The sequence below is a fragment of the Aeromonas sp. s3 genome (assembly GCF_040907805.1).
Taxonomy (GTDB): Bacteria; Pseudomonadota; Gammaproteobacteria; order Enterobacterales; family Aeromonadaceae; genus Aeromonas; species Aeromonas dhakensis.
Genome location: NZ_JBFOCQ010000006.1, coordinates 567,139 through 586,883 on the forward strand (window position 1 = coordinate 567,139; position 19,745 = coordinate 586,883).

Here is a 19,745-nt window from a genome sequence, read left to right on the forward strand (position 1 = left end):
GTTCAGGGAGGAGATATGCCGGCTGGCGGGGCTCAGCGCCCCTTCATCAGCGGGAAGTAGCGCCGGTCGGCCTGGCTCATGTGGCCGACCACCAGCTCCTGAATGATGAAGTTGAGCAACTCGTCGTTGCCAAGGGTACCCGCCCTGGCGGCGGTCATCAGCTGGTCAGCCTTTTGCAGCAGCAGCTGGTGGTCTTGCTGGTGGCTGGTGAACTCGGGGTAACCCAGCTCGGCCAGCACCTGCTCTTCGAAGGTGAAGTGGTGGCGTGCCACGTCGAACAGATTCTCCATGCACTCCAGAAACAGGGCGGGGTGCTCCTGCTGATCCTTCATGTGCTCCAGCAGCCGGTTGGTCAGCACGAACAGCTGGCGATGCTCGGCATCGATGCGCGGGTGGCCACACTCGTGGCTGCTCTGCCACACCAGCGAGCCCTGTTCCGGATCCAGCCCGGCGGTATAGAGACAGACCCGGCCGCGCCCTCGTCCCTTGGCCTGATACATGGCCTGATCGGCGTGGTGCATCAGGGTCTTGGGGTCGGTGCCATGCTCCGGGTAGAGGGCCACTCCTATGCTGCTGGAGATGCGCAGCTCCTGCTCCTCGTCGATGCGAAACGGGTGGCGCAGGCGCTGGTGCAGGTGGTCGGCCACCGTCAGCGCCTCGTCACCGGTATCGGGCAGCAGGATCACGAACTCGTCCCCGCCCAGGCGGGCCACCAGATCCCGCTCCCGCACGCAGTGGCGCATCCGCTCGGCCACCATGTTGAGCAGCACGTCACCTGTCTCATGACCGAAGGTGTCGTTGATTGGCTTGAAGTGGTCGAGATCGATGAACAACAGGGCGAGCTGGGCCACCTTGCCCTCCATGACCTCCTTCAGCCGCTGCTGCAGCAGGCGGCGGTTGGGCAGGTTGGTGAGCGGGTCGTAGAAGGCGAGCCGGCGCATCATCTCCTCCCTGGCGGCCCGCTCCGTGATGTCGCGGGTGACCCCGAGGATCGCATCGGGCTGGCCCTGCTCGTTGCCGTGCAGGGTGGTGATGGTCTCGGTGGCCACCAGATGTCCCTCCTTGTGACGCAGCTGGGTACGAATGACACAGCGGGTCTGCTCGTGATCGCCGCGTTGCCAGGCGGCGAGGGAGCCGCTCAGCTCGGCGCGCAGCTGCTTTCTGGATGTCTCCGGAATAAGCTGCCTGAGGGGGAGGGTGAGCACATCGGTGGGGTCGTAACCGCTGAGCGGCTGGATGGCAGGGCTGACATAGCGAAAGCGCAGGGTGGTGGTGTCCATGGTCCAGATGACGTCGGCACTGTTCTCCGCCACGAAACGGTAGTGCTGCTCGCTCTGGGCCAGCTCGCGGGTCAGTCGCTGTCGGCCGCGCGCCTCCTGGCGCAGGCGCAGATAGAGGTAGCAGAAGATGCCGAGCAGGGTCAGCAGGGAGAGGGTGATCAGCATGGCCACCGCCACGCTCTTGTCGAGCAGCTGGCGCTGCTGGCGGATCCGCTCCCGATCCGGGTTGTAGAGGAAGTGCTCCAGATCGGGCAGGGCCGACAGCAGGCCGGCATCGAGGTAGTTCCTGGCGATCTGCTGCCAGCGCTCCGGCTGCATGTAGCCGGGCTCGACCAGATCGGGCTGCATCAGCTCCCGGGTGGTGTCGGCCTCGAACTGCAGTAGATCACGGCCGGCGCCGCTCGGGTAGTTGGTCACGATCCAGTCGATCATCTCGGCCGGGTTGTCCATGGCGTAGCGCCACCCCTTGAGGGTTGCCTGCTGGAAGGCATAGACCCGCTCCGGCCGGCTGTTCAGCTCGCGCTCCGAGGTGAACAGGTTGTCACCATAGAAGTCGAAGTCGATGCTGCGGGGGGAGAACACCCGGTAGGGGATGCCCATCTTGGCCAGATAGAAGGGCTCTGTGGTGCTGTAGGCGCTGATGGCATCCGTCTTGCCCGCCAGCAATGCCTTCAAGCCTTGCCGGTAGGGCTGCTTTATCCAGCTCTCCGGCGGCGTGTGGCGATTGAGGTAGATCTGCAGCTCCTGGGAGCCGGGCTCCAGCATCAGCCGCTTGCCCGCCAGATCCGCCGGCTGGCGAATGTCGGGTCGCTCCAGGGTGAGCAGCACCAGTGGCGAGTGCTGCAACATGGAGGCCAGCACCACGATGGGTTGGCCGCTGGCGCGGGCCAGCAGCAGATCGCTGCCGCTGATCCCGAACTGGGCATTGCCCGACATCACCTCGTTGACCACATCGGTGCCGGTCATGGCGGGTCGCAGCGTGACATCCAGACCGGCGGCTCGATAGAAACCCTTGGCCTGGGCCGCGTAATAGCCGGCAAACTGGAACTGGTGTTGCCAGGGCAACTGCACTGTCACCTTGTCAATCACCGCCTTCGACGGCGGTGAAAAAAAGGCGCAAAACATCGCCGAACCAAGCATTGGCAGGTACCAGAGCAGGCGATGAAGGGAGGAATTTACGACGCTCATACTCATTCCTCTCGGGAGACGATGGTCCGTCCTAGAGTCAAACAATTCCTTGTTGCCCGCAAGGGGGCGAAAGGGCGCTATAACAGGGGATGCGTAACAGAAAAAATGATTTCTGTGTCATTCATCACATTTGGCCTTCCTGCTCGTTATTTTTGGCAATTAAGCGAAGAATTACGGAGCCATATGACCTATAAAAATGGTCGCATTTTAGTCGTATTTGATTGTCGATTACCTCAATAAGCGCGAGTGTTTGGGCTCTTTTTAGCGCAATGCGTCAGTCTGTGTCGCCGTATCACGGGATACTTTCAACTTGCTGTCGAAATGTGTCGAAACTGCGATTATTGCGTTATGAGTCAATTATTGGCGGGAGGGGGGAAGCGGATCCTTGCTGCCCGGGTGGTATGATAGCGGTTCTCCCATCCCGATGAGGCCTTCTCATGTCCCGATTGCGTCTGTTGTTGTCCGACTCCCACGATCCTTTGTTCAATCTGGCGGTGGAAGAGTGCATTTTTCGCCAGATGGACCCGCATCAGAGGGTGCTGTTTCTGTGGCGCAACGCCAATACCGTGGTGATCGGCCGGGCCCAGAACCCCTGGAAGGAGTGCAATACCCGCCGTATGGAAGAGGACGGGGTGACCCTGGCTCGCCGCAGCAGCGGTGGTGGCGCCGTGTTTCACGACCTTGGCAACAGCTGCTTCACCTTCATGGCGGGCAAGCCGGAGTATGACAAGAGCATTTCCACCGCCATCGTGCTGGACGCGCTCAAGCGGCTCGGGGTCGAGGCTTTCGCCTCCGGTCGCAACGATCTGCTGGTGGCGACCCCGGACGGGGAGCGCAAGGTGTCGGGCTCGGCCTATCGGGAGACCCATGATCGCGGCTTTCACCACGGCACCCTGCTGCTGGATGCCGATCTTGGCCGGCTCGCCCACTACCTGAACCCCGATCCCAAGAAGCTGGCGGCCAAGGGGATCAGTTCGGTGCGCAGTCGGGTGGCGAACCTCGGCGAGCTGCTGCCGGGCATCGACCATGGCCAGGTGAGTCAGGCCCTGTGCGAGGCCTTCTTCAGTCACTACGGCGAGCGGGTACAGCCCGAGCACATCTCCCCAGAGCGGCTGCCAGACTTGCCCGGCTTTGCCGAGACCTTCGCCCGCCAACGCAGCTGGGAGTGGAACTTCGGCCACGCCCCCGCCTTCAGCCATCAGCTGGACGAGCGTTTCGGCTGGGGTGGGGTGGAACTGCACTTCGATGTGGAGAAGGGGGTGATAGGGCGGGCGCAGATCTTCAGCGACAGCCTGGAGCCGGCCCCGCTGGATGCGCTGGCCGCGCGCTTGCCCGGGATGGCTTATCAGGTGGAGGCCATCGACGAGTTGTTGCGCCAATGGCGCGGCGAGTTCCCGGCCCTGCAGACCGAGCTGGAGGCATTCTCGCGCTGGTTGCTGGCATCGCTGCGCTGACGCTTTTCTCGCCGCTGGGGCGGGTGGATCACAAAATCAAAAGAGGCGCCCGAAAGGCGCCTTTTTGCCAGCCGTTGTCCGCCCTCATGCATGACAAAAAGTAGGGGAGGCCATTAGTTATTGTCGCTGTTTCAAACGGCGACCCAGGGGTATAAGGGCAGCACATTTGCTGTACTAATGGTATAAAAATGAGTGACTTGGTCTATTTGAAAGATGAAGGCGTCAACGCCATCCACCCCGAATTCAAACGTCGTTTTGCCACAGTCAAAGCCAACTTTTTCTCGCGCAACCCCGATCTCTGGCCGGTCTTTCGTGAACCCGGCTTCGCCACCCTCAACGAGTTTCGCGCCCGCGGCCTGGCCCCGTCGGCGCGGCTGAACGCCTGGCCCGATGGTCGCGCCCGTCTCGCCGACTTGTGCGAGACCATGCCGGTGCCGCAAGCCATGCGCACGCCGGGCGAGCCCATGGCGGAGCTGCTGTTTGCCGGCGCCCTCTCCAAAGACTGGGAGAACCCCTCCAGCGTCGAGAACGTGGTCACCATGTCGGCGGATCCCGCCATCTACGGCGCCCAGATGGGCATTTTGGCCAACCCCAATCTGGTCTACTCCGAGTATGCCGGGGTGGCCGAGGAGCTGGAGAAGAAGGTGGTGCGCCAGATAGCGCTGCTGGCGGGTTACGATCCGGCCCGCGCCACCGGCATCTTCACCCAGGGGGGGACCTTCTGTAACCTCTATGGCTACCTGCTCGGCATTCGCAAGAGCCTGCCCGAGGCCAAGCACAAGGGGCTCGGTCACTATCAGGACTACCGCATCATCAACTCCCAGGGCGGCCACTACTCCAACATCACCAACCTCTCCCTGCTCGGGGTCGACATCGAGAACAAGACCATCCGCATCCAGGTGGGCGAGAACAACGACATCGATCTCGACCACCTGGAGCGCACCCTGACCGCCTGCTTTGCCTTGAAACACGTTGTGCCCACCATCATGCTCACCATGGGCACCACCGACACCTTCGGGGTGGATCAGGTGAAACCCGTGGTCGAGCTGCGGGATCGCCTCTGCGAGCGGTTCGAGGTGGCGGTCAAGCCCCACATCCATGTGGACGCCGCCATCGGCTGGTCGATGATCTTCTTCCTGGATTACGACTTTGCCACCAACCCGCTCGCCATCAACGCAGCCACCCTCGCCGGTATCGAGCGCAACGTGAGCCGCTTCGCCGAGCTCAGATTCGCCGACTCCTTTACCGTCGACTTCCAGAAGTGGGGCTATGTGCCCTACACCTCCAGCCTGGTGATGATAAAAGAGCAGGACGACCTCAAGGCGATGGAGAACGACCCGGAGAACTTCTCCTACTTCGAGCGGGACATTCAGGGTCAGACCCACCTGCAGTCCACCATCGAGTGCTCCCGCGGGGCGAGCGGCCTGTTTGGTGCCTATGCGGCCCTCAACTACCTGGGGGTCGAGGGGTATCGCACCGTGCTGGCCCACTGCCTGCAAAATGCCAACTATTTCCGCTTCCGGTTAAGCCAGCTCGGCAACGTCAAGCTGGTGGCCCAGGAGAACCAGGGGCCGAGTGTGGGCTTCAAGATTTACAACCCCGAGTGGGTAAGCGATCCGGAGGCCGAGTTCGCCTTCGAGCTGGCGCGCAGCACGGACCCCGCCTACAAGGCGCGCCTGCAGCGCAACACCGACTATCACCGCAGCCTGTTTACCGGGCGTGGCAAGGTGGGGCTCTACACCAACTGGGTGGAGGCCATCGCCCACTCCGACTACGATGCCCGCGGCAAGTACTCCTATATCGCCGGTGAGAAGGCGGTCTTTATGAACCCGGCCTGCGGCCGCGAGCAGATCGACGCCTTTATCGACCATATCCGCGGCTGAGTGGCGAACGGTATTTAAAGAGAACCGGACAGCAAAACGGCGGGATGATCCCGCCGTTTTTTATTGGCTCCGGTTACTGCTTCTGAAGAGCCGTCACCGTCAGCTTGCCGGCCGGGTTCTCGGCGTGGAAGCGCACCACATCCCCCACCTGCAGATCCTTGAGCAGGGCCGGGTCGGCCACCTGGAACACCATGGTCATGGCGGGCATCTTGAGGTTCGCGATGGCCTCGTGCTTGATGCCCACCTTGCCATTTGCCGCGTCGATGCGGCTGATGACTCCCTTGGTCATCACCCTCTCCTGCATTCCCTCCATCTGCTGCATGTCACCCATCTGGCTCATGTCATGGCCTTGATGGTTCATCATCTCCTCGGCCTGCAGGCCGGTGTGGGTAGCAAGGCCCAGCAGCAGGGTCAGCGTCTTGTAGTTCATGATGGTTTCCTTGTTTGGGTTGTCCGGTTGATCAGGGGGCAGTCGGGGTATCCGTCTGCGCAGTCGTGTGGTCGAGGGTCTTCAGGGTGCGGCTGCGCCAGAGGTAATAGGCGGCGGGCAACACCAGCAGGGTCAGTACCAGGGCGGTCACCATGCCGCCTATCATGGGTGCGGCGATGCGCTGCATCACCTCGGAGCCGGTGCCCTGGCTCCACATGATGGGCAGAAGGCCGGCGATGATGGTGACCACCGTCATCATCTTGGGGCGCAGGCGCAGGGCGGCGCCGTGGACCACGGCCCGGTGCAGGCCGGCCTGGTCCGGTTTGCCGCTGGCCACCAGATCGTCCCAGGCGTGGTTGAGGTAGACCAGCATCAGCACCCCGGTCTCCACCGCCACCCCGGCCAGGGCGATAAAGCCCACCCCCACCGCCACCGAGAGATTGAAGTCGAGCAGCCAGAGGGTCCAGATCCCGCCCACGACCGCGAGCGGCAGGGTGGTGAGAATGAGCAGCACCTCCTGGAAGCGGCGAAACGCCAGATAGAGCAGCAGCACGATAATGGCGACGGTGAGCGGCACCACGTAGGTGAGGCGTTCCATGGCCCGCTCCATGTATTCGTACTGACCTGACCAGCTGAGGGCATAGCCCGCCGGCAGCACCAGCTGCTTGCTAACCTCGGCCTTGGCCTCCTTCACGAATGAGCCGATGTCGCGGCCACGGATATCCACGTAGACCCAGCCGTTGAGGCGAGCGTTTTCACTGCGCAGCATGGGTGCCTCGTCGCTGATGTAGACCCGGGCCACGTCCGCCAGGGCGATCCGCTCCCCCTTGGGGGTGACCAGAGGCAGCAATTCGAGGCTGGCTACCGAATCGCGATAGCTCTGGGGATAGCGCAGGTTGATGGGGTAGCGTTCGCGCCCCTCAATGGTCTGCCCCACCTCCATGCCACCCACCGCGGTGGCGAGCACCGCCTGTACGTCGGCGATATTGAGGCCGTAGCGGGCCGCCTTGAGCCGGTCGATGTCCACCTTCACATAGCGGCCACCGGCCACCCGCTCGGCGTAGACGGAAGAGGCCCCCTCCACCTTGCCAACGATCTGCTCAAGCTGCTGGCCAAGTTGTTGAATGACCTTGAGATCGGGCCCGGCGATCTTGATCCCCACCGGGGTCTTGATGCCGGTGGCCAGCATGTCGATGCGGGTCTTGATGGGGGGCACCCAGGCGTTGGTGAGGCCGGGGAAGCGGATGAGGGAGTCGAGCTCTTCTTTCAGCTTCTCCGGGGTCATGCCGGGGCGCCACTGATCCCGGGGCTTGAGCTGGATGCTGGTCTCCATCATCACCAGATCCGCCGGGTCGGTGGCCGAGTCGGCGCGCCCCGCCTTGCCGAACACGTTCTGTACCTCGGGCACGGTGCGGATGAGCTTGTCGGTCTGCTGCAGGATCTCCCGCGCCTTGCCCACCGAGATATTGGCCGCCGTGGTGGGCATGTACATGATGTCCCCCTCATCGAGCGGCGGTATGAACTCGGAGCCTAGGTGCTGGAGTGGCCAGAAGCCCGCGATCGTGACCACCAGGGCGGCGGCGAGGGTGGTTTTGGGGCGAGCCAGCACGGCGTTGAGCAGCGGGATATAACCCTGGCTCAGGCCACGGTTGAGGGGGTTGGCCTGCTCGGGCAGTACCTTGCCGCGGATGAAATAGCCCATGATGACCGGCACCAGCGTGATGGCGAGCGCGGCGGCGGCGGCCATGGCGTAGGTCTTGGTGAAGGCCAGCGGGTGGAACATGCGCCCTTCTTGCGCCTCCAGGGCAAACACCGGCAGGAAGCTCATGGTGATGATGAGCAGGGAGAAGAAAATCGCCGGGCCCACCTCGATGCTCGCCTCGGTGATGATGCGCCAGCGGTTCTTGTCGGTAAGCTCTTCCCGCTCCATGTGCTTGTGGACGTTCTCTATCATCACGATGGCGCCATCCACCATGGCGCCGATGGCGATGGCGATACCCCCCAGCGACATGATGTTGGCGTTGATCCCCTGCAGGTGCATCACGATAAAGGCGGCCAGAATCGCGATGGGCAGGGTAATGACCACCACCAGCGACGAGCGCAGGTGGAACAGGAAGGCGAGACAGACCAGCACCACCACGGCGAACTCCTCCACCAGCTTGCCGGAGAGGTTGTCGATGGCGCGCTGGATAAGGTCGGAGCGATCGTAGACGGTGACGATCTCCACCCCCTCCGGCAGGCTGGATTCGAGCTCGGCCAGCCGCGCCTTGACCCCGTCTATGGTGTGCTGGGCATTCTCGCCATAGCGCATGACGATGATGCCGCCCACCACTTCCCCTTCGCCGTTGAGCTCGGCGATGCCGCGCCGCATCTGGGGGCCGGTGACTACGTCCGCCACGTCACCCAGCAGCAGGGGGGCGCCGCGCACATTGGTGCCAATCGGAATCTGTTTTAAGTCCTTCACGTTCTTCAAATAGCCGTTGGAGCGCACCATGTACTCCGCCTCCGCCATCTCGATGACGGAGGCGCCGGTCTCCTGGTTGCCCTGCTTGATGGCGGTCTCGATGAGGGAGAGCGGGATGCCGTAGGCGCGCAGCTTGTCCGGATCGACTCGCACCTGGTACTGGCGCACCATGCCGCCGACGGTGGCCACTTCGGAGACGCCGTTCACCGTCTGCAGCTCGTACTTGAGGAACCAGTTCTGCAGCGAGGTGAGCTCGCTGAGATCGTGCTTGCCGGTTTTGTCTACCAGGGCGTACTGGTAGACCCAGCCCACCCCGGTGGCGTCCGGCCCGAGCTGGGGCTGGGCCCCGGCGGGCAGATTGGGAGCCACCTGGCTCAGGTACTCCAGCACCCGGGCGCGGGCCCAGTAGAGATCCGTGCTGTCGTCAAACAGTACATAGACGAAGGAGTCGCCGAAGAAGGAGTAGCCGCGCACCGTGGTGGCCCCCGGCACCGCCAGCATGGCGGTGGTGAGGGGGTAGGTCACCTGATCCTCCACCACCTGGGGCGCCTGGCCCGGGTAGGAGGTCTTGATGATCACCTGCACGTCGGAGAGATCCGGCAGGGCGTCCACCGGGGTCTGCTTGACCGACCAGAGCCCCCAGGCGGTGAGCATGAGGGTCAATAGCAACACCAGGAAGCGGTTGCCGACGGACCAGCGAATGATGGCCGGGATCATGATTTATCCCCCATCTGGTGCTGGCTGTGATCCATGCCTGGCATCTCTTTCATCGGTTCATCTGCTGCCGGTTTGTCTTCCACATGGATCTGGATGATGCGGTACTCGTCCCCCTCCTGCTCTACCTGCAGATGCAGGGTCTGGTCCGGTTTCAGCTGGCTGAGGTCCACGCCGTCGGCCACGGTGAAGTCCATCTCCATGGCGGGCCACTGCCACTCGGGGATGGGCTGGTGGGAGATGCCGAGGGTGCGCCCGGCGAGATCGATGTTCTGCACCTGGCCCTGGGTCCACACCTGCATGGGACGCACCGCCGTCATGCGCTGGAAGTCCGAATCGATGGCAGATTCGGAGTCGAGCAGGAACTGGGCCGAGCTGACGATGCTGTCACCGGCTTCGACCCCCTCATCGATGGCGACCTTGTCACCAAACTGGGGGCCCAGGGTGACGGCCACCGACTTGAAGTTGCCATCCCCCAGCGCCAACACCAGCCGATCCTGGCTGCCGGTGCGGATCACCGCTTCGCTCGGCACCACCAGGCGGGGTTCCCCCTTGCCGGTGCTGATGCTCACCTTGGCGAACATATTGGGTTTCAAAAACTCGTCCGGGTTGTCGAAACGCAGGCGGACCCGCAGGGTACGGGTGCTCGCATCCAGGGTGGGGTAGAGGTAGTCCACCCGTCCCTGCCAGCGGCGGCCCGGGGCATAGTCCAGGGTCATGGTGACCGGATCGCCGACCTTTATCTGGGCGGCCTGGCGCTCGAACACCTCGGCGCTCACCCACACCTGCTTGAGGGTGCTGATGTTGAAGAGGGGCGCGGCGGGTTCCACATACTGGCCTTCCCGCACCTTGAGCTCGGAGACATAGCCGCTGCTGGGGGCATAGATGCGCACCGTCTCCTGCACCTTGCGGGTGCGCTTGAGCGCCGCTATCTGATCCGCCGGTACCTGCAGCGACTTGAGCTTGCCCTCGGCGGCGCGCAGCAGCAGGGGATTGGTGGTGCCCAGCGCCAGCAGGTATTCGTGCTGGGCGTTCACCAGATCCGGGGCGTAGAGATCGTAGATAAAGCTGCCCCTGGTGACCTGCTGCCCCTCGTTCTTGATGGCGAGGTTGCGGATCCAGCCCGCCATCCGGGAGTTGATGGCTTCCAGCCGCTCCTCGTCATAGCCCACGTAGCCGACCGTCTCGATCTGCTGGTGGACGGGCAGTTTCTCCACCTTGGCCAGCCGCACCCCCAGGTTCTGCTGGATCTCGGGGCTGATGGTGACGGTGCCGGGGGAGCCGCCCTGCTTCTCTTCATAGACGGGGATGAAGTCCATCCCCATGTTGTCCTTGGCGGGGCCGTCGCGCTTGTCGCGGGGATCCATGGGGTTGACCCAGTAGAGCGGTGTCTTCTCCTTGGCGGTGGTGCCACCGTCCGTCTGTTTGGCGGCCCAGTAGCCGCCACCGGCGCCGAGGGCGAGCAGCAGGGTGGATAGCAGCAGGGTCCGGCTCATCGCACACCTCCTGTCCGGGACGGGTGGGGCAGGTCGGCGCCGTGGGCAAGAGGCGCGGGGCGGCCGTGTTCGGCCACGGGGCCGGGGATCGGGGCAAATGACATGATACTTCTTCTCTTCTGTCAGAGCGCCGGAGGGGGTGTGCAGGCAAGGCATCACCAGAGTCCGGGCGGCAAACTGGGCGCGGCTGAATGGTCAGCGTGCGCACGGCTCCCTGTGCCATGGCCGGGTCAGCCGGCGACACAGGATCAGGCAAGGTGGGCGGCAACGGGCAAGGGCCGCCCCGAGAGAAGTGCTTTCTAGTGGCGCAGCACCGACAGCATCAGGTGTCGGCGCGGCCAGGAGGGAGGGTGGGTACCGCGGGATCGCAGGAAGGGATCCCGCAGCCAGTTGTCCAGCACGCTGCCAGCCGTCCCGAGGGGCAGCAGCAACAACGGCAGGGCGAGCAGGGTCAGCAGGGCGGCCAGCAGCGGCAAGCCAGGGCTGCTGCTCGAGGTGAGTCCGCCGTGCATCTGGCACTCCTGGCTGGCGGCATCTGGTGCCCCGGCATCCTGGGATGCCCCGTGGCAGGAGAGTCCCTGCATGGCGCTGCTGCTCATGGCCTGATGCTCTTGCGCCATGGCGGCGTTGAGGGCATCCAGCCCGTGCCAGCCGATGCAGAGGGTGAGATTGCAGACGAGTATCAGCCCCAGCAGCAGCCGGGCAATGCGTTCTGTGGGCAATCTCGATGAGAGCATGGGGAAAATCCTGACAATGACTGGGGGCACTGTAAACCTTGCCTTGAGGAGAAGGTCAATGGCCCCGGCCGTGTCAGAGAGGGGCCTGATGAATCGTTAAGCGTCACTTAACGATGGCGTATAGCCAACCCTAATGAAGCCGGCTTCTTCTCTCGTTAGGATGCGTACCGGTCAGAAGTTGCCAGGGCGTCAAACCGGGTGTTTGAGCCGCCTCTCTGGTGAGTCTCCATCCAGTTCATTGTTCGGGAGTAACGATATGCAGCAACGACGGCTGTCGCTGATGCTTGCAGCCTTGCTGAGTCCCTCTGCCATGGCCGGCGGCCTTGCCTTGTATGAAACCAGCGCGGCCAACAGTGCCCTGGCCAACGCAGGGGCAGCCGCCCGCGCCCAGGGGGCGGAGACCATCGCCAGCAATCCGGCCGGCATGACCAGGCTGGCAGGCACCCAGTTGCAGGTCAATGGCGGTGTGGTATATGGCGATCTCGAGCTGGATCTGGAGCAGGGGGGCAACAACGGCGGCAATGCCCTGCAGAGCGCCCCGCTCGGTAGCCTCTATCTGACCCACGCCATCGATGATCAGTGGGTCGCCGGCCTCGGGCTCTTCGGCAGCCACGGGCTGGGGATCGATTATGGCGAGGGGTGGCAGGGGCGTGGCTATGTGCAGTCCGCCAAGCTGACCGGGATCGCCTTTGCTCCCAGCCTGGCGTATCGCGTCGATGACCACTGGTCGGTGGGGGCCAGCCTGATCGCCATGCATGGGGCGCTGGAGGCCTCACTGGACATGACGCCGAACGGTTCAACCAGTCAGGCATTTTCCGACAGCGACTGGGCATATGGCACCTCCTTCGGGGTGCTCTACGAGCTGGATCACGACTCCCGCATCGGGTTGAGCTACTTCTCCGAATTGAAGTGGGAGCTGGACGATCAGCCGTTGAGCCGGCTGAATGGAGCCGGGCTGGGGGTGGAGATGATGATCCCGCAGACCCTGACCCTGAGTGGCTATCACCAGCTCAACCCGCAGTGGGCCCTGCTGGCCAGTGCCAATTGGCAGCAGTGGTCCCGCTTTGGCGAGGTGGATCTCGCGTCGGGACAGCAGAGCCGAACTCTTGATATGCAATACCAGGACACCTGGCACCTGAGCCTGGGCACCCAGTTTGATGTGACGCCGGCCCTGCGCCTGAGCAGCGGCATCGGCTATGACAGCAGCGCCGTGGACGACGTGCACCGCACTGTTACCCTACCGCTGGGCGAGAGCTGGCGCTGGGGTCTGGGGGCCAGCTATCAGCTGACACCAGCCACCAGGCTGGAAGCCAGCTATACCCTGGCCTGGCTGGGCGACATGGCGGTGGATCAACAGGGGGTCGGTCGCCCCCAGCTGTCAGGTACCTACAACAACAGCTACCTGAACTTCTTGAGCATAGGGGTGCAGCACCAGTTCTGAGGCCTGACTCGTCGCGTTGGGAGGTAGCCGGCTATGTGTTCTCTTGCCGGCGAACGGTGACGATAAAAAAGCCCCTCCATGAAGGAGGGGCCGGGTGAGAGGGCGTTGAATGATCAGGCTCGTTTTTCCGAGCGCCGCATGATGAGGCGGAAGAAGAGCGGGATGAAGAAGATGGCGATGAAGGTCGCCGCCAGCATGCCGCCGATGACCGGCCAGCCGAGGGCGTGGCGGCTCGCCGCACCGGCGCCGCTGGAGGTGACCAGGGGCACACAGCCGAGGATAAACGCCAGCGAGGTCATCACGATGGGGCGAAAACGTAGGCGCGCCGCCTCCAGGGCCGACTCGATGAGGCTCATCCCCTCCTCGTGCTTCATCACCGCGAACTCCACGATCAGGATGGCGTTCTTGGCCGCCAGCCCCACCAGCGTCACCAGACCTATCTGGAAGTAGACGTTGTTGGTGAGCCCCACGGCCCAGGTGGCGAGCAGGGCGCCGAACAGGGCGAACGGCACGGCGGTGATCACCGCAAACGGCAGGCTCCAGCGCTCATACTGGGCGGCCAGGATGAGGAAGATCATCACGATGCCGAAACCAAACGCCGTGGCGGCGCTGCCGGCAGCCGCTTTCTCCTGGTAGGCGGCACCTGTCCACTCCAGCTTGGCGTCGTTGCCAAGGGTCTGGGCGGCGATCTCCTCCAGGGCGGCAATGGCCTGACCCGAGCTCACCCCAGGCGCCGGCTGGGCCATGATCTTGGCGGCCGGGAAGATGTTGAAACGCTCCACCAGTTCGGGGCCGGTGGCATCGCGCACCGTCACCAGGCTGGTGAGCGGGATCATCTCGCCGCTGTTGGAGCGGACATAGACGTTGCGGATGTCATCCTTCTTGGCACGGTAGTCCGCCTCGGACTGTAACTGGACCCGGTAGGTACGACCGAACTGGTTGAAGTCGTTGACGTAGACCTGGCCGAAGGTGGCCTGCATGGTGTCGAACACGGCGTTGATGGGCAGCCCCAGCGCCTTGGCCTTCTCGCGGTCGAGATCCAGGTAGACCTGGGGCACGTTGGCGCGGAAGGTGGTGCTCACGCTGGCGAACTCAGGGCGCTGCTTGGCGGCATCGATCAGGCGTTGCACCTCGCCCGCGAAGGCGTGCACGTCGCCGGTGCCGCGGTTCTGCAGATAGCCTTCGAGGCCGCCGGTGGTGGACATGCCCTGGATGGGAGGCGGGTTGAAGGTGGCGGTGAAGCCATCGGCCAGCCCCATCAGGCTCATCCCCTGGAAGGTCTTGGCCAGGGAGAAGGAGTCCTGACCCTCGCCCTGACGCTCTTTCCAGTCTTTCAGGGTGATGAAGGTGAGGCCGCGGTTGCTGATGATGGAGCCGGACAGGATGTCAAAGCCCGAGAAGGTGACCACGTCCTTCACGCTGGGGTTGGCCATGGCCATCTTGTCAAAATCATTGGCGACCGCCTGGGTACGGGTCAGGGCGGCGGCATCGGGCAGCATCACGGAGCCGATGAGATAACCCTGATCCTCGTCCGGCACTAGGGCGCCCGGCACCTTGTGGAACAGCACATAGCTGCTGGCGAGGATGATGGCGATGATGCCAAAGGCCACGCCGACCCGGCGGTTGAGGAAGGCCACCCCGCGCACATAGCGGCGGGTCAGCTGATCAAAGGCATTGTTGAACCAGACGAAGAAGCGGGCCGGCTGGTGGTGGCCCTCTTTGAGCAGGATGGCGCACAGGGCCGGCGACAGGGTCAGTGCCACCAGGCCGGAGATGGCCACCGACACGGCGATGGTGATGGCGAACTGCTTGTACATCACCCCGGTCATGCCGCCCATGAAGGCGACCGGCAGGAACACGGCGCAGAGTACCAGCACGATGGCGACCACGGGGCCGGAGACCTCCTGCATGGCGAGGATGGCGGCCTCCTTGGCGGAGCACTTCTTCTCGCTCATGATCCGCTCGACGTTCTCCAGCACCACGATGGCGTCATCCACCACGATACCGATGGCGAGCACCATGCCGAACAGGGTCAGCAGGTTGATGGAGAAGCCAAGCATCAGCATGCCGGCGAAGGTACCGATGAGTGACACAGGCACCGCGATACAGGGGATCAGGGTGGCGCGGAAGTTCTGCAGGAACAGGTAGACCACCACGAACACCAGCACGATCGCCTCGAGCAGGGTCTTGACCACCTCCTCGATGGAGATCTTCACGAACTCTGTGGTGTCGTAGGGGATCTGGTACTCCACGTCCTGCGGGAAACGGCCCTGCAGGCGATCCATGGTTTCGCGCACCTGATCGGCCACCGCCACCGCGTTGGCACCCGGTTGCAGGTAGGTGGCGATACCGATGGCCGGCTTGCCGTTGGCACGGGCCAGCACGTCGTAGTCCTTGCCGCCGAGCTCGACCCGGGCCACGTCTTTGACCCGGATCTTGGAGCCGTCCGGCATGGCGCGGATGATGATGTTCTGGAACTCCTTCACGTCATCCAGGCGTCCCTTGGTCTGCACCGTGTAGGTAAAGTCGGTGGGGGTGCTGGTGGGCTGGGAGCCGATCTTGCCCGCCGCGAACTGGGTGTTCTGTTCGCGGATGGCGCCGATCACGTCGCTCGGGGTGAGCTGCAGCTGGGCCAGCCGGTCCGGGCGCAGCCAGATCCGCATGGCGTAGTCGGTACCGCCGAACAGGGAGGTGTCCCCCACGCCGGGAATACGCTTGAGCTCGTCGATGATGTTGAGCAGGGCGTAGTTTGACAGATAGGTGGTATCAAACGAGCCGCTGGGGGACTGCAGGGTGATCACCTGCAGGATGGAGGTGGACTTCTTGCGCACCGTCACCCCCTGCTTCTTCACCTCTTCCGGCAGCTGGGCCATGGCGGCCGAGACCCGGTTGTTGACGTCGATGGTCGCCTGATCGGGATCGACCCCGATGTCGAAGTAGACGTTGAGGTTCATCTGGCCGTTGGAGGCGGAGCCGGATTGCATGTAGATCATGTTCTCGACCCCGTTGACCTGCTGTTCAATGGGGGCGGCCACGGTCTGGGAGATCACCTCCGGGGTGGCACCCGGGTAGAAGGCGGTCACCGAGACCACGGCGGGGGTGATCTGGGGATACTGCTCCACCGGGAGCGCGCGCATTGCCGCCATCCCGCCCAGCACTATGATGATCGAGATCACGCTGGCGAAAATGGGGCGTTCGATAAAGAACTTGGAAAACATGGGGGCTCCTTATTTGCCAGCGGCACCCTGGGTGATCTTGGCGTTGATCGCCTTCATCTCCTCGGCGGAAACCGGTTTGACCACGGCGCCGGGACGAGCCTTCATCAGTCCCTCGACGATGTAGCGATCGCCGGCCTGCAGGCCTTTGTCGATCAATACGCCGCTGTCGACCACCGACCCCAGCTTGACCGGACGGGGCACCACCTTGTTGTCGGCATCCACCACCATCACCATGCGGTCGGCCTGAGACTGGACGATGGCGCGGGGCGGCACCACGATGGCGTTCTTGCGGGTGCCCAGATCGATGGTCATGCGCACGAACTGGCCGGGCAGCAGGACCCCGTTCTTGTTGTCGAAGATGGCGCGGGCGCGAATGGTGCCGGTGGCCGGGTCGACCCGGCTGTCGGAGAAGTTGAGCTTGCCCGCCTGGGGATAGACGGAGCCATCGGCCAGCCGGATGTGGGTACGCCAGTTGGTGGCGTCCTTGGCTTCAATCAACCCTTGCTTCACCGCATTATCGAAGTTGAGGCGATCTTGCTCCGAGTAGGAGAAGTTGACGTAGAGCGGGTCGAACTGGGTGATGGTGGTGAGCAGGCCGTTCTCGCCGCTGGTGGAGATGAGGCTCCCCTCGGACTGGGAGCTCTTGCTCGCCATGCCGTTGATGGGGGCGGTGACCTGGGTATAGCTGAGGTTGAGCTCGGCCTCTTTCACCTTGGCCTGGGCGGCCTGGTGGCTGGCGACGGCGGCTTCGTAGTTGGCGATGGTGTCGTCATAGTCCTTGCGGCTCACCACCTGGCGCTTGAACAGCGGGATGATGCGATCGCGGTCGGCGCGAGCCTTGTTGAGGCGCGCCTGCTCCTGGGCCAGGGTGCCCTTGGCCTGCTCCAGCGCCACCTTGTAGGGCTCGGGGTCGATCAGGAACAGCGCCTGACCGGCGGTGACCGGCTGCCCTTCGATGTAGGTGCGTTTGAGCAGGATGCCGCTCACCCGGGAGCGCACGTCGATCTCGCGAAAGCCGGCGGTCTCGCCCACCATCTCGGTGGTCAGCGGGACGTCGGTCAGTTTGACCTCGGCCACCACCACGGGCACCGCTGGCAGTGCCTGGGCACTGGCGGCGGGTTCATCACCACAGGCGGTCAGTGCGCTGGCCAGTGCCAGGGCGATACAGCCGCGCTTGAACATCTCTTCCCTGACGGATTGCACCTTCATCATCACACTCCTGTGGGATGGTGCACGATTGCTGCGCCCACCCTTTCTCTTCATGAACATGGTTAACTGCATGGTTACAAATTTAACTTATTGGATTACTGACAGTTTTTTAATGATAAAGCACGAATATTGAACCCAAGCTGCTCGGCAGTGAAAGTTGTCTGCATCTGGCGGCATGGGGGCGAGGAGCCAGCGACAATCTGTGTCAGCCCGCAGGCCTCTTTCGGCGTGGCGTTGCCCGGATGCGAGGGCTCAGGGAGAAATTATAAGAAGGAAAAAACGGGGGAAGTGGGGGCTTGGTCACAGAGGGGGCGTCAAATGCCCCCTCAGTTTTCGTTATCAGGCGAAGCAGGCCCAGATGGGGGCGTGGTCAGAGGGCTTCTCGATGCCGCGCAGCTCGTAGTCGATGCCGGTCTCGGTCACCTTGTCCTTGAGGGCGTCGGAGGCCATGATGAGGTCGATGCGCAGGCCGCGGTTCTCGTCAAAGCCCTTGGAGCGGTAGTCGAACCAGGAGAAGCGCTCGCACTCGGTGGGGTTGGCGGCGCGGAAGGTGTCGGTCAGGCCGAACCCTTTCAGACGCTCCATCCACTCGCGCTCGATGGGCAGGAAGGAGCACTTGCCATCCCGCAGCCAGCGCTTGCGGTTCGCCTCGCCGATGCCGATGTCGAGATCGGTGGGGGAGATATTCATATCCCCGATCAGCACCAGTTGATCGCCCGGGGTGTGATTGGTCTCGAGGTAGTGCTGCAGATCCTCGTAGAACTTCTGCTTGGCCGGGAACTTGGTCTCGTGATCCTGGCTTTCACCCTGCGGGAAGTAGCCGTTCATCACCTTGATGAGGGAGCCGTCTTCGCGCTCGAAGGTGGCCATGATCATGCGGCGCTGGGCCTCTTCATCGTCGGTGGGGAAGCCTTTCTCCACCTTGACCGGCTTCTGCTTGCTCATGATGGCGACCCCGTAGTGGGCCTTCTGGCCGTGGAACTCGACGTGATAGCCCATGGCCTCCACGTCGGCCAGCGGGAAGGCTTCGTCGTGTACCTTGATCTCCTGCAGGCCGATCACATCCGGCTGATGCTTGTCGATGATGGCTTGCAGCTGGTGCAGACGGGCGCGCAGGCCATTGATATTGAAAGAGATGATCTTCATGTCCGGGATGCTCATGTCATTTTTATAAGTGGCTATTGGACTAGGAATCGGCGGTGGATGCAAGTGAAGGCGAGCTGCCACCTCTGGGGTGGCACGCCTGTTGCGCCTGGGCTCAACGGGTCATCTTCTTGACAAACACCACCACAAACAGCGCCAGGGTAAAGCTGCCGGTGAAGGCCTCGAAGGCGGCGAAGATCCGCGACAGCCCCACCGGGGTGAAGTCCCCGTACCCCAGCGTGGTGAAAGTCACCACGCTGTAGTAGAGGCACTCCAGCAGGAAGATGGCGTTCTGCTCGAAAGGGGCGCCGGGTCGGTAGACGAGGTGGTTGCCGTTGAAGCTCAGGCCAAAGAAGAAGTAGAAGAGGCTGCAGATGAAGATGAGCAGCAGGGAGAAGAGCACCACCCGCATGGGGGCCTCGCCGTAGCCGCAGAAGAGATCGACTATCCAGGAGGTGAAGCGGCGGCCGGACCAGAATGGCAGCTGCAGCCGGCGCATGGTGAGCTCCTGCTGGATGTAGCGGCCGGACATGGTGAAGATGCCCTGGGCTTCCGAGGCCTTGCGCAGATCACGGTAGGTCTCCTCGGCCTCCTTGAACCAGATCCGGGCCTGCGCCGGGTCCCGCTCGCGGCGCCCCTTTCTGTCCTGCATCAGCCGTTTGCCGGTATCCAGGTTGTCGAGGCGGGTGTTGTGCCAGCGGATGCCGAGCAGGTTGACGTCGTCGAGGGTGGCGCAGTGCAGGTTGGCATCGCTCAGATCGGCCTTCATCAGGCTGCCCCCCTTCATGCGCAGGCCGTAGAGATGAGCCCCCTGCAGATTGGCCCGGTAGAGGTTGCACTGCTCCAGCAGAAAGCCGTGCGGCGAGCCCTTCTTCACCAGATTGAGACCGGCCAGGTTGGCGCGGGCCAGTTGCAGGCCGTGGCACAGGCCGCCCTGGTGGACGTAGTGCTCCAGCTCGCGGGCGGTGTGGGGATCCTGATGCTGGCCATGGGGATCGTGCCAGCGGCACAGATCATGCTCCCCCGCCTCTTCGCTGCAGTGGCGGCCATCCGCCACCAGATATCGACACATGGCCATCGCCCGTCTC

Annotated in this window: 12 protein-coding genes; 3 read left to right on the plus strand and 9 right to left on the minus strand. The window is 63.4% G+C overall.

The window, feature by feature from the left end; translation table 11 throughout:
- Positions 1–32 precede the first annotated feature (32 nt).
- Complete coding sequence (locus AB5Y98_RS03225) at positions 33–2,468, minus strand: diguanylate cyclase (RefSeq protein ID WP_368231320.1); 2,436 nt, start codon at positions 2,466–2,468, stop codon at positions 33–35.
- Positions 2,469–2,905: 437 nt separating this feature from the next.
- Between AB5Y98_RS03225 and AB5Y98_RS03230 the strand changes: the two genes are divergently transcribed.
- Together AB5Y98_RS03230 and AB5Y98_RS03235 are read left to right on the plus strand one after the other, a co-directional pair.
- Complete coding sequence (locus AB5Y98_RS03230; protein ID WP_368231321.1) at positions 2,906–3,922, plus strand: lipoate--protein ligase A; 1,017 nt, start codon at positions 2,906–2,908, stop codon at positions 3,920–3,922.
- Positions 3,923–4,110: 188 nt separating this feature from the next.
- A complete protein-coding gene (locus AB5Y98_RS03235; RefSeq protein ID WP_368231322.1) occupies positions 4,111–5,805 on the plus strand; it encodes an aspartate aminotransferase family protein in 1,695 nt (564 codons plus the stop codon).
- Positions 5,806–5,878: 73 nt separating this feature from the next.
- Here the strand turns inward: AB5Y98_RS03235 and AB5Y98_RS03240 are convergent, their stop codons facing one another.
- The 4 genes from AB5Y98_RS03240 to AB5Y98_RS03255 all read right to left on the minus strand — a co-directional run bounded on the left by AB5Y98_RS03240 (position 5,879) and on the right by AB5Y98_RS03255 (position 11,646).
- Positions 5,879–6,235, minus strand: a complete 357-nt coding sequence (locus AB5Y98_RS03240) for a copper-binding protein (protein WP_368231323.1) — start codon at positions 6,233–6,235, stop codon at positions 5,879–5,881.
- 31 nt (positions 6,236–6,266) lie between these two features.
- Entirely contained in the window at positions 6,267–9,416 is a 3,150-nt protein-coding gene (locus AB5Y98_RS03245) for an efflux RND transporter permease subunit (RefSeq protein WP_368231324.1), read from the minus strand.
- Positions 9,413–10,909, minus strand: a complete 1,497-nt coding sequence (locus AB5Y98_RS03250; protein ID WP_368231325.1) for an efflux RND transporter periplasmic adaptor subunit — start codon at positions 10,907–10,909, stop codon at positions 9,413–9,415. Before AB5Y98_RS03250 ends, AB5Y98_RS03245 begins: the two co-directional genes overlap by 4 nt.
- A 299-nt stretch (positions 10,910–11,208) precedes the next feature.
- Positions 11,209–11,646 (minus strand): hypothetical protein, encoded by a 438-nt coding sequence (locus tag AB5Y98_RS03255; protein ID WP_368231326.1) that lies wholly within the window; start codon positions 11,644–11,646, stop codon positions 11,209–11,211.
- A gap of 256 nt (positions 11,647–11,902) precedes the next feature.
- On the opposite strand from AB5Y98_RS03255, the gene AB5Y98_RS03260 reads away from it, so the two are divergent.
- Complete coding sequence (locus AB5Y98_RS03260; RefSeq protein ID WP_368231327.1) at positions 11,903–13,087, plus strand: OmpP1/FadL family transporter; 1,185 nt, start codon at positions 11,903–11,905, stop codon at positions 13,085–13,087.
- 113 nt (positions 13,088–13,200) lie between these two features.
- Here the strand turns inward: AB5Y98_RS03260 and AB5Y98_RS03265 are convergent, their stop codons facing one another.
- From AB5Y98_RS03265 to AB5Y98_RS03280, 4 genes are all read right to left on the minus strand, one after another.
- The gene (locus AB5Y98_RS03265; protein WP_043172023.1) at positions 13,201–16,305 is read right to left on the minus strand and encodes an efflux RND transporter permease subunit; all 3,105 of its coding nucleotides are present in this window, start codon (positions 16,303–16,305) and stop codon (positions 13,201–13,203) included.
- Between the two features lie 9 nt (positions 16,306–16,314).
- Positions 16,315–17,514, minus strand: coding sequence for an efflux RND transporter periplasmic adaptor subunit (locus AB5Y98_RS03270; RefSeq protein WP_024943359.1), 1,200 nt, complete (start codon positions 17,512–17,514; stop codon positions 16,315–16,317).
- 339 nt (positions 17,515–17,853) lie between these two features.
- On the minus strand, positions 17,854–18,660 hold the full coding sequence (gene xthA / locus AB5Y98_RS03275; RefSeq protein ID WP_005302963.1) for an exodeoxyribonuclease III: 807 nt from the start codon (positions 18,658–18,660) through the stop codon (positions 17,854–17,856).
- Between the two features lie 112 nt (positions 18,661–18,772).
- Entirely contained in the window at positions 18,773–19,735 is a 963-nt protein-coding gene (locus tag AB5Y98_RS03280) for an ion channel (RefSeq protein ID WP_211028501.1), read from the minus strand.
- Positions 19,736–19,745 lie beyond the last annotated feature (10 nt).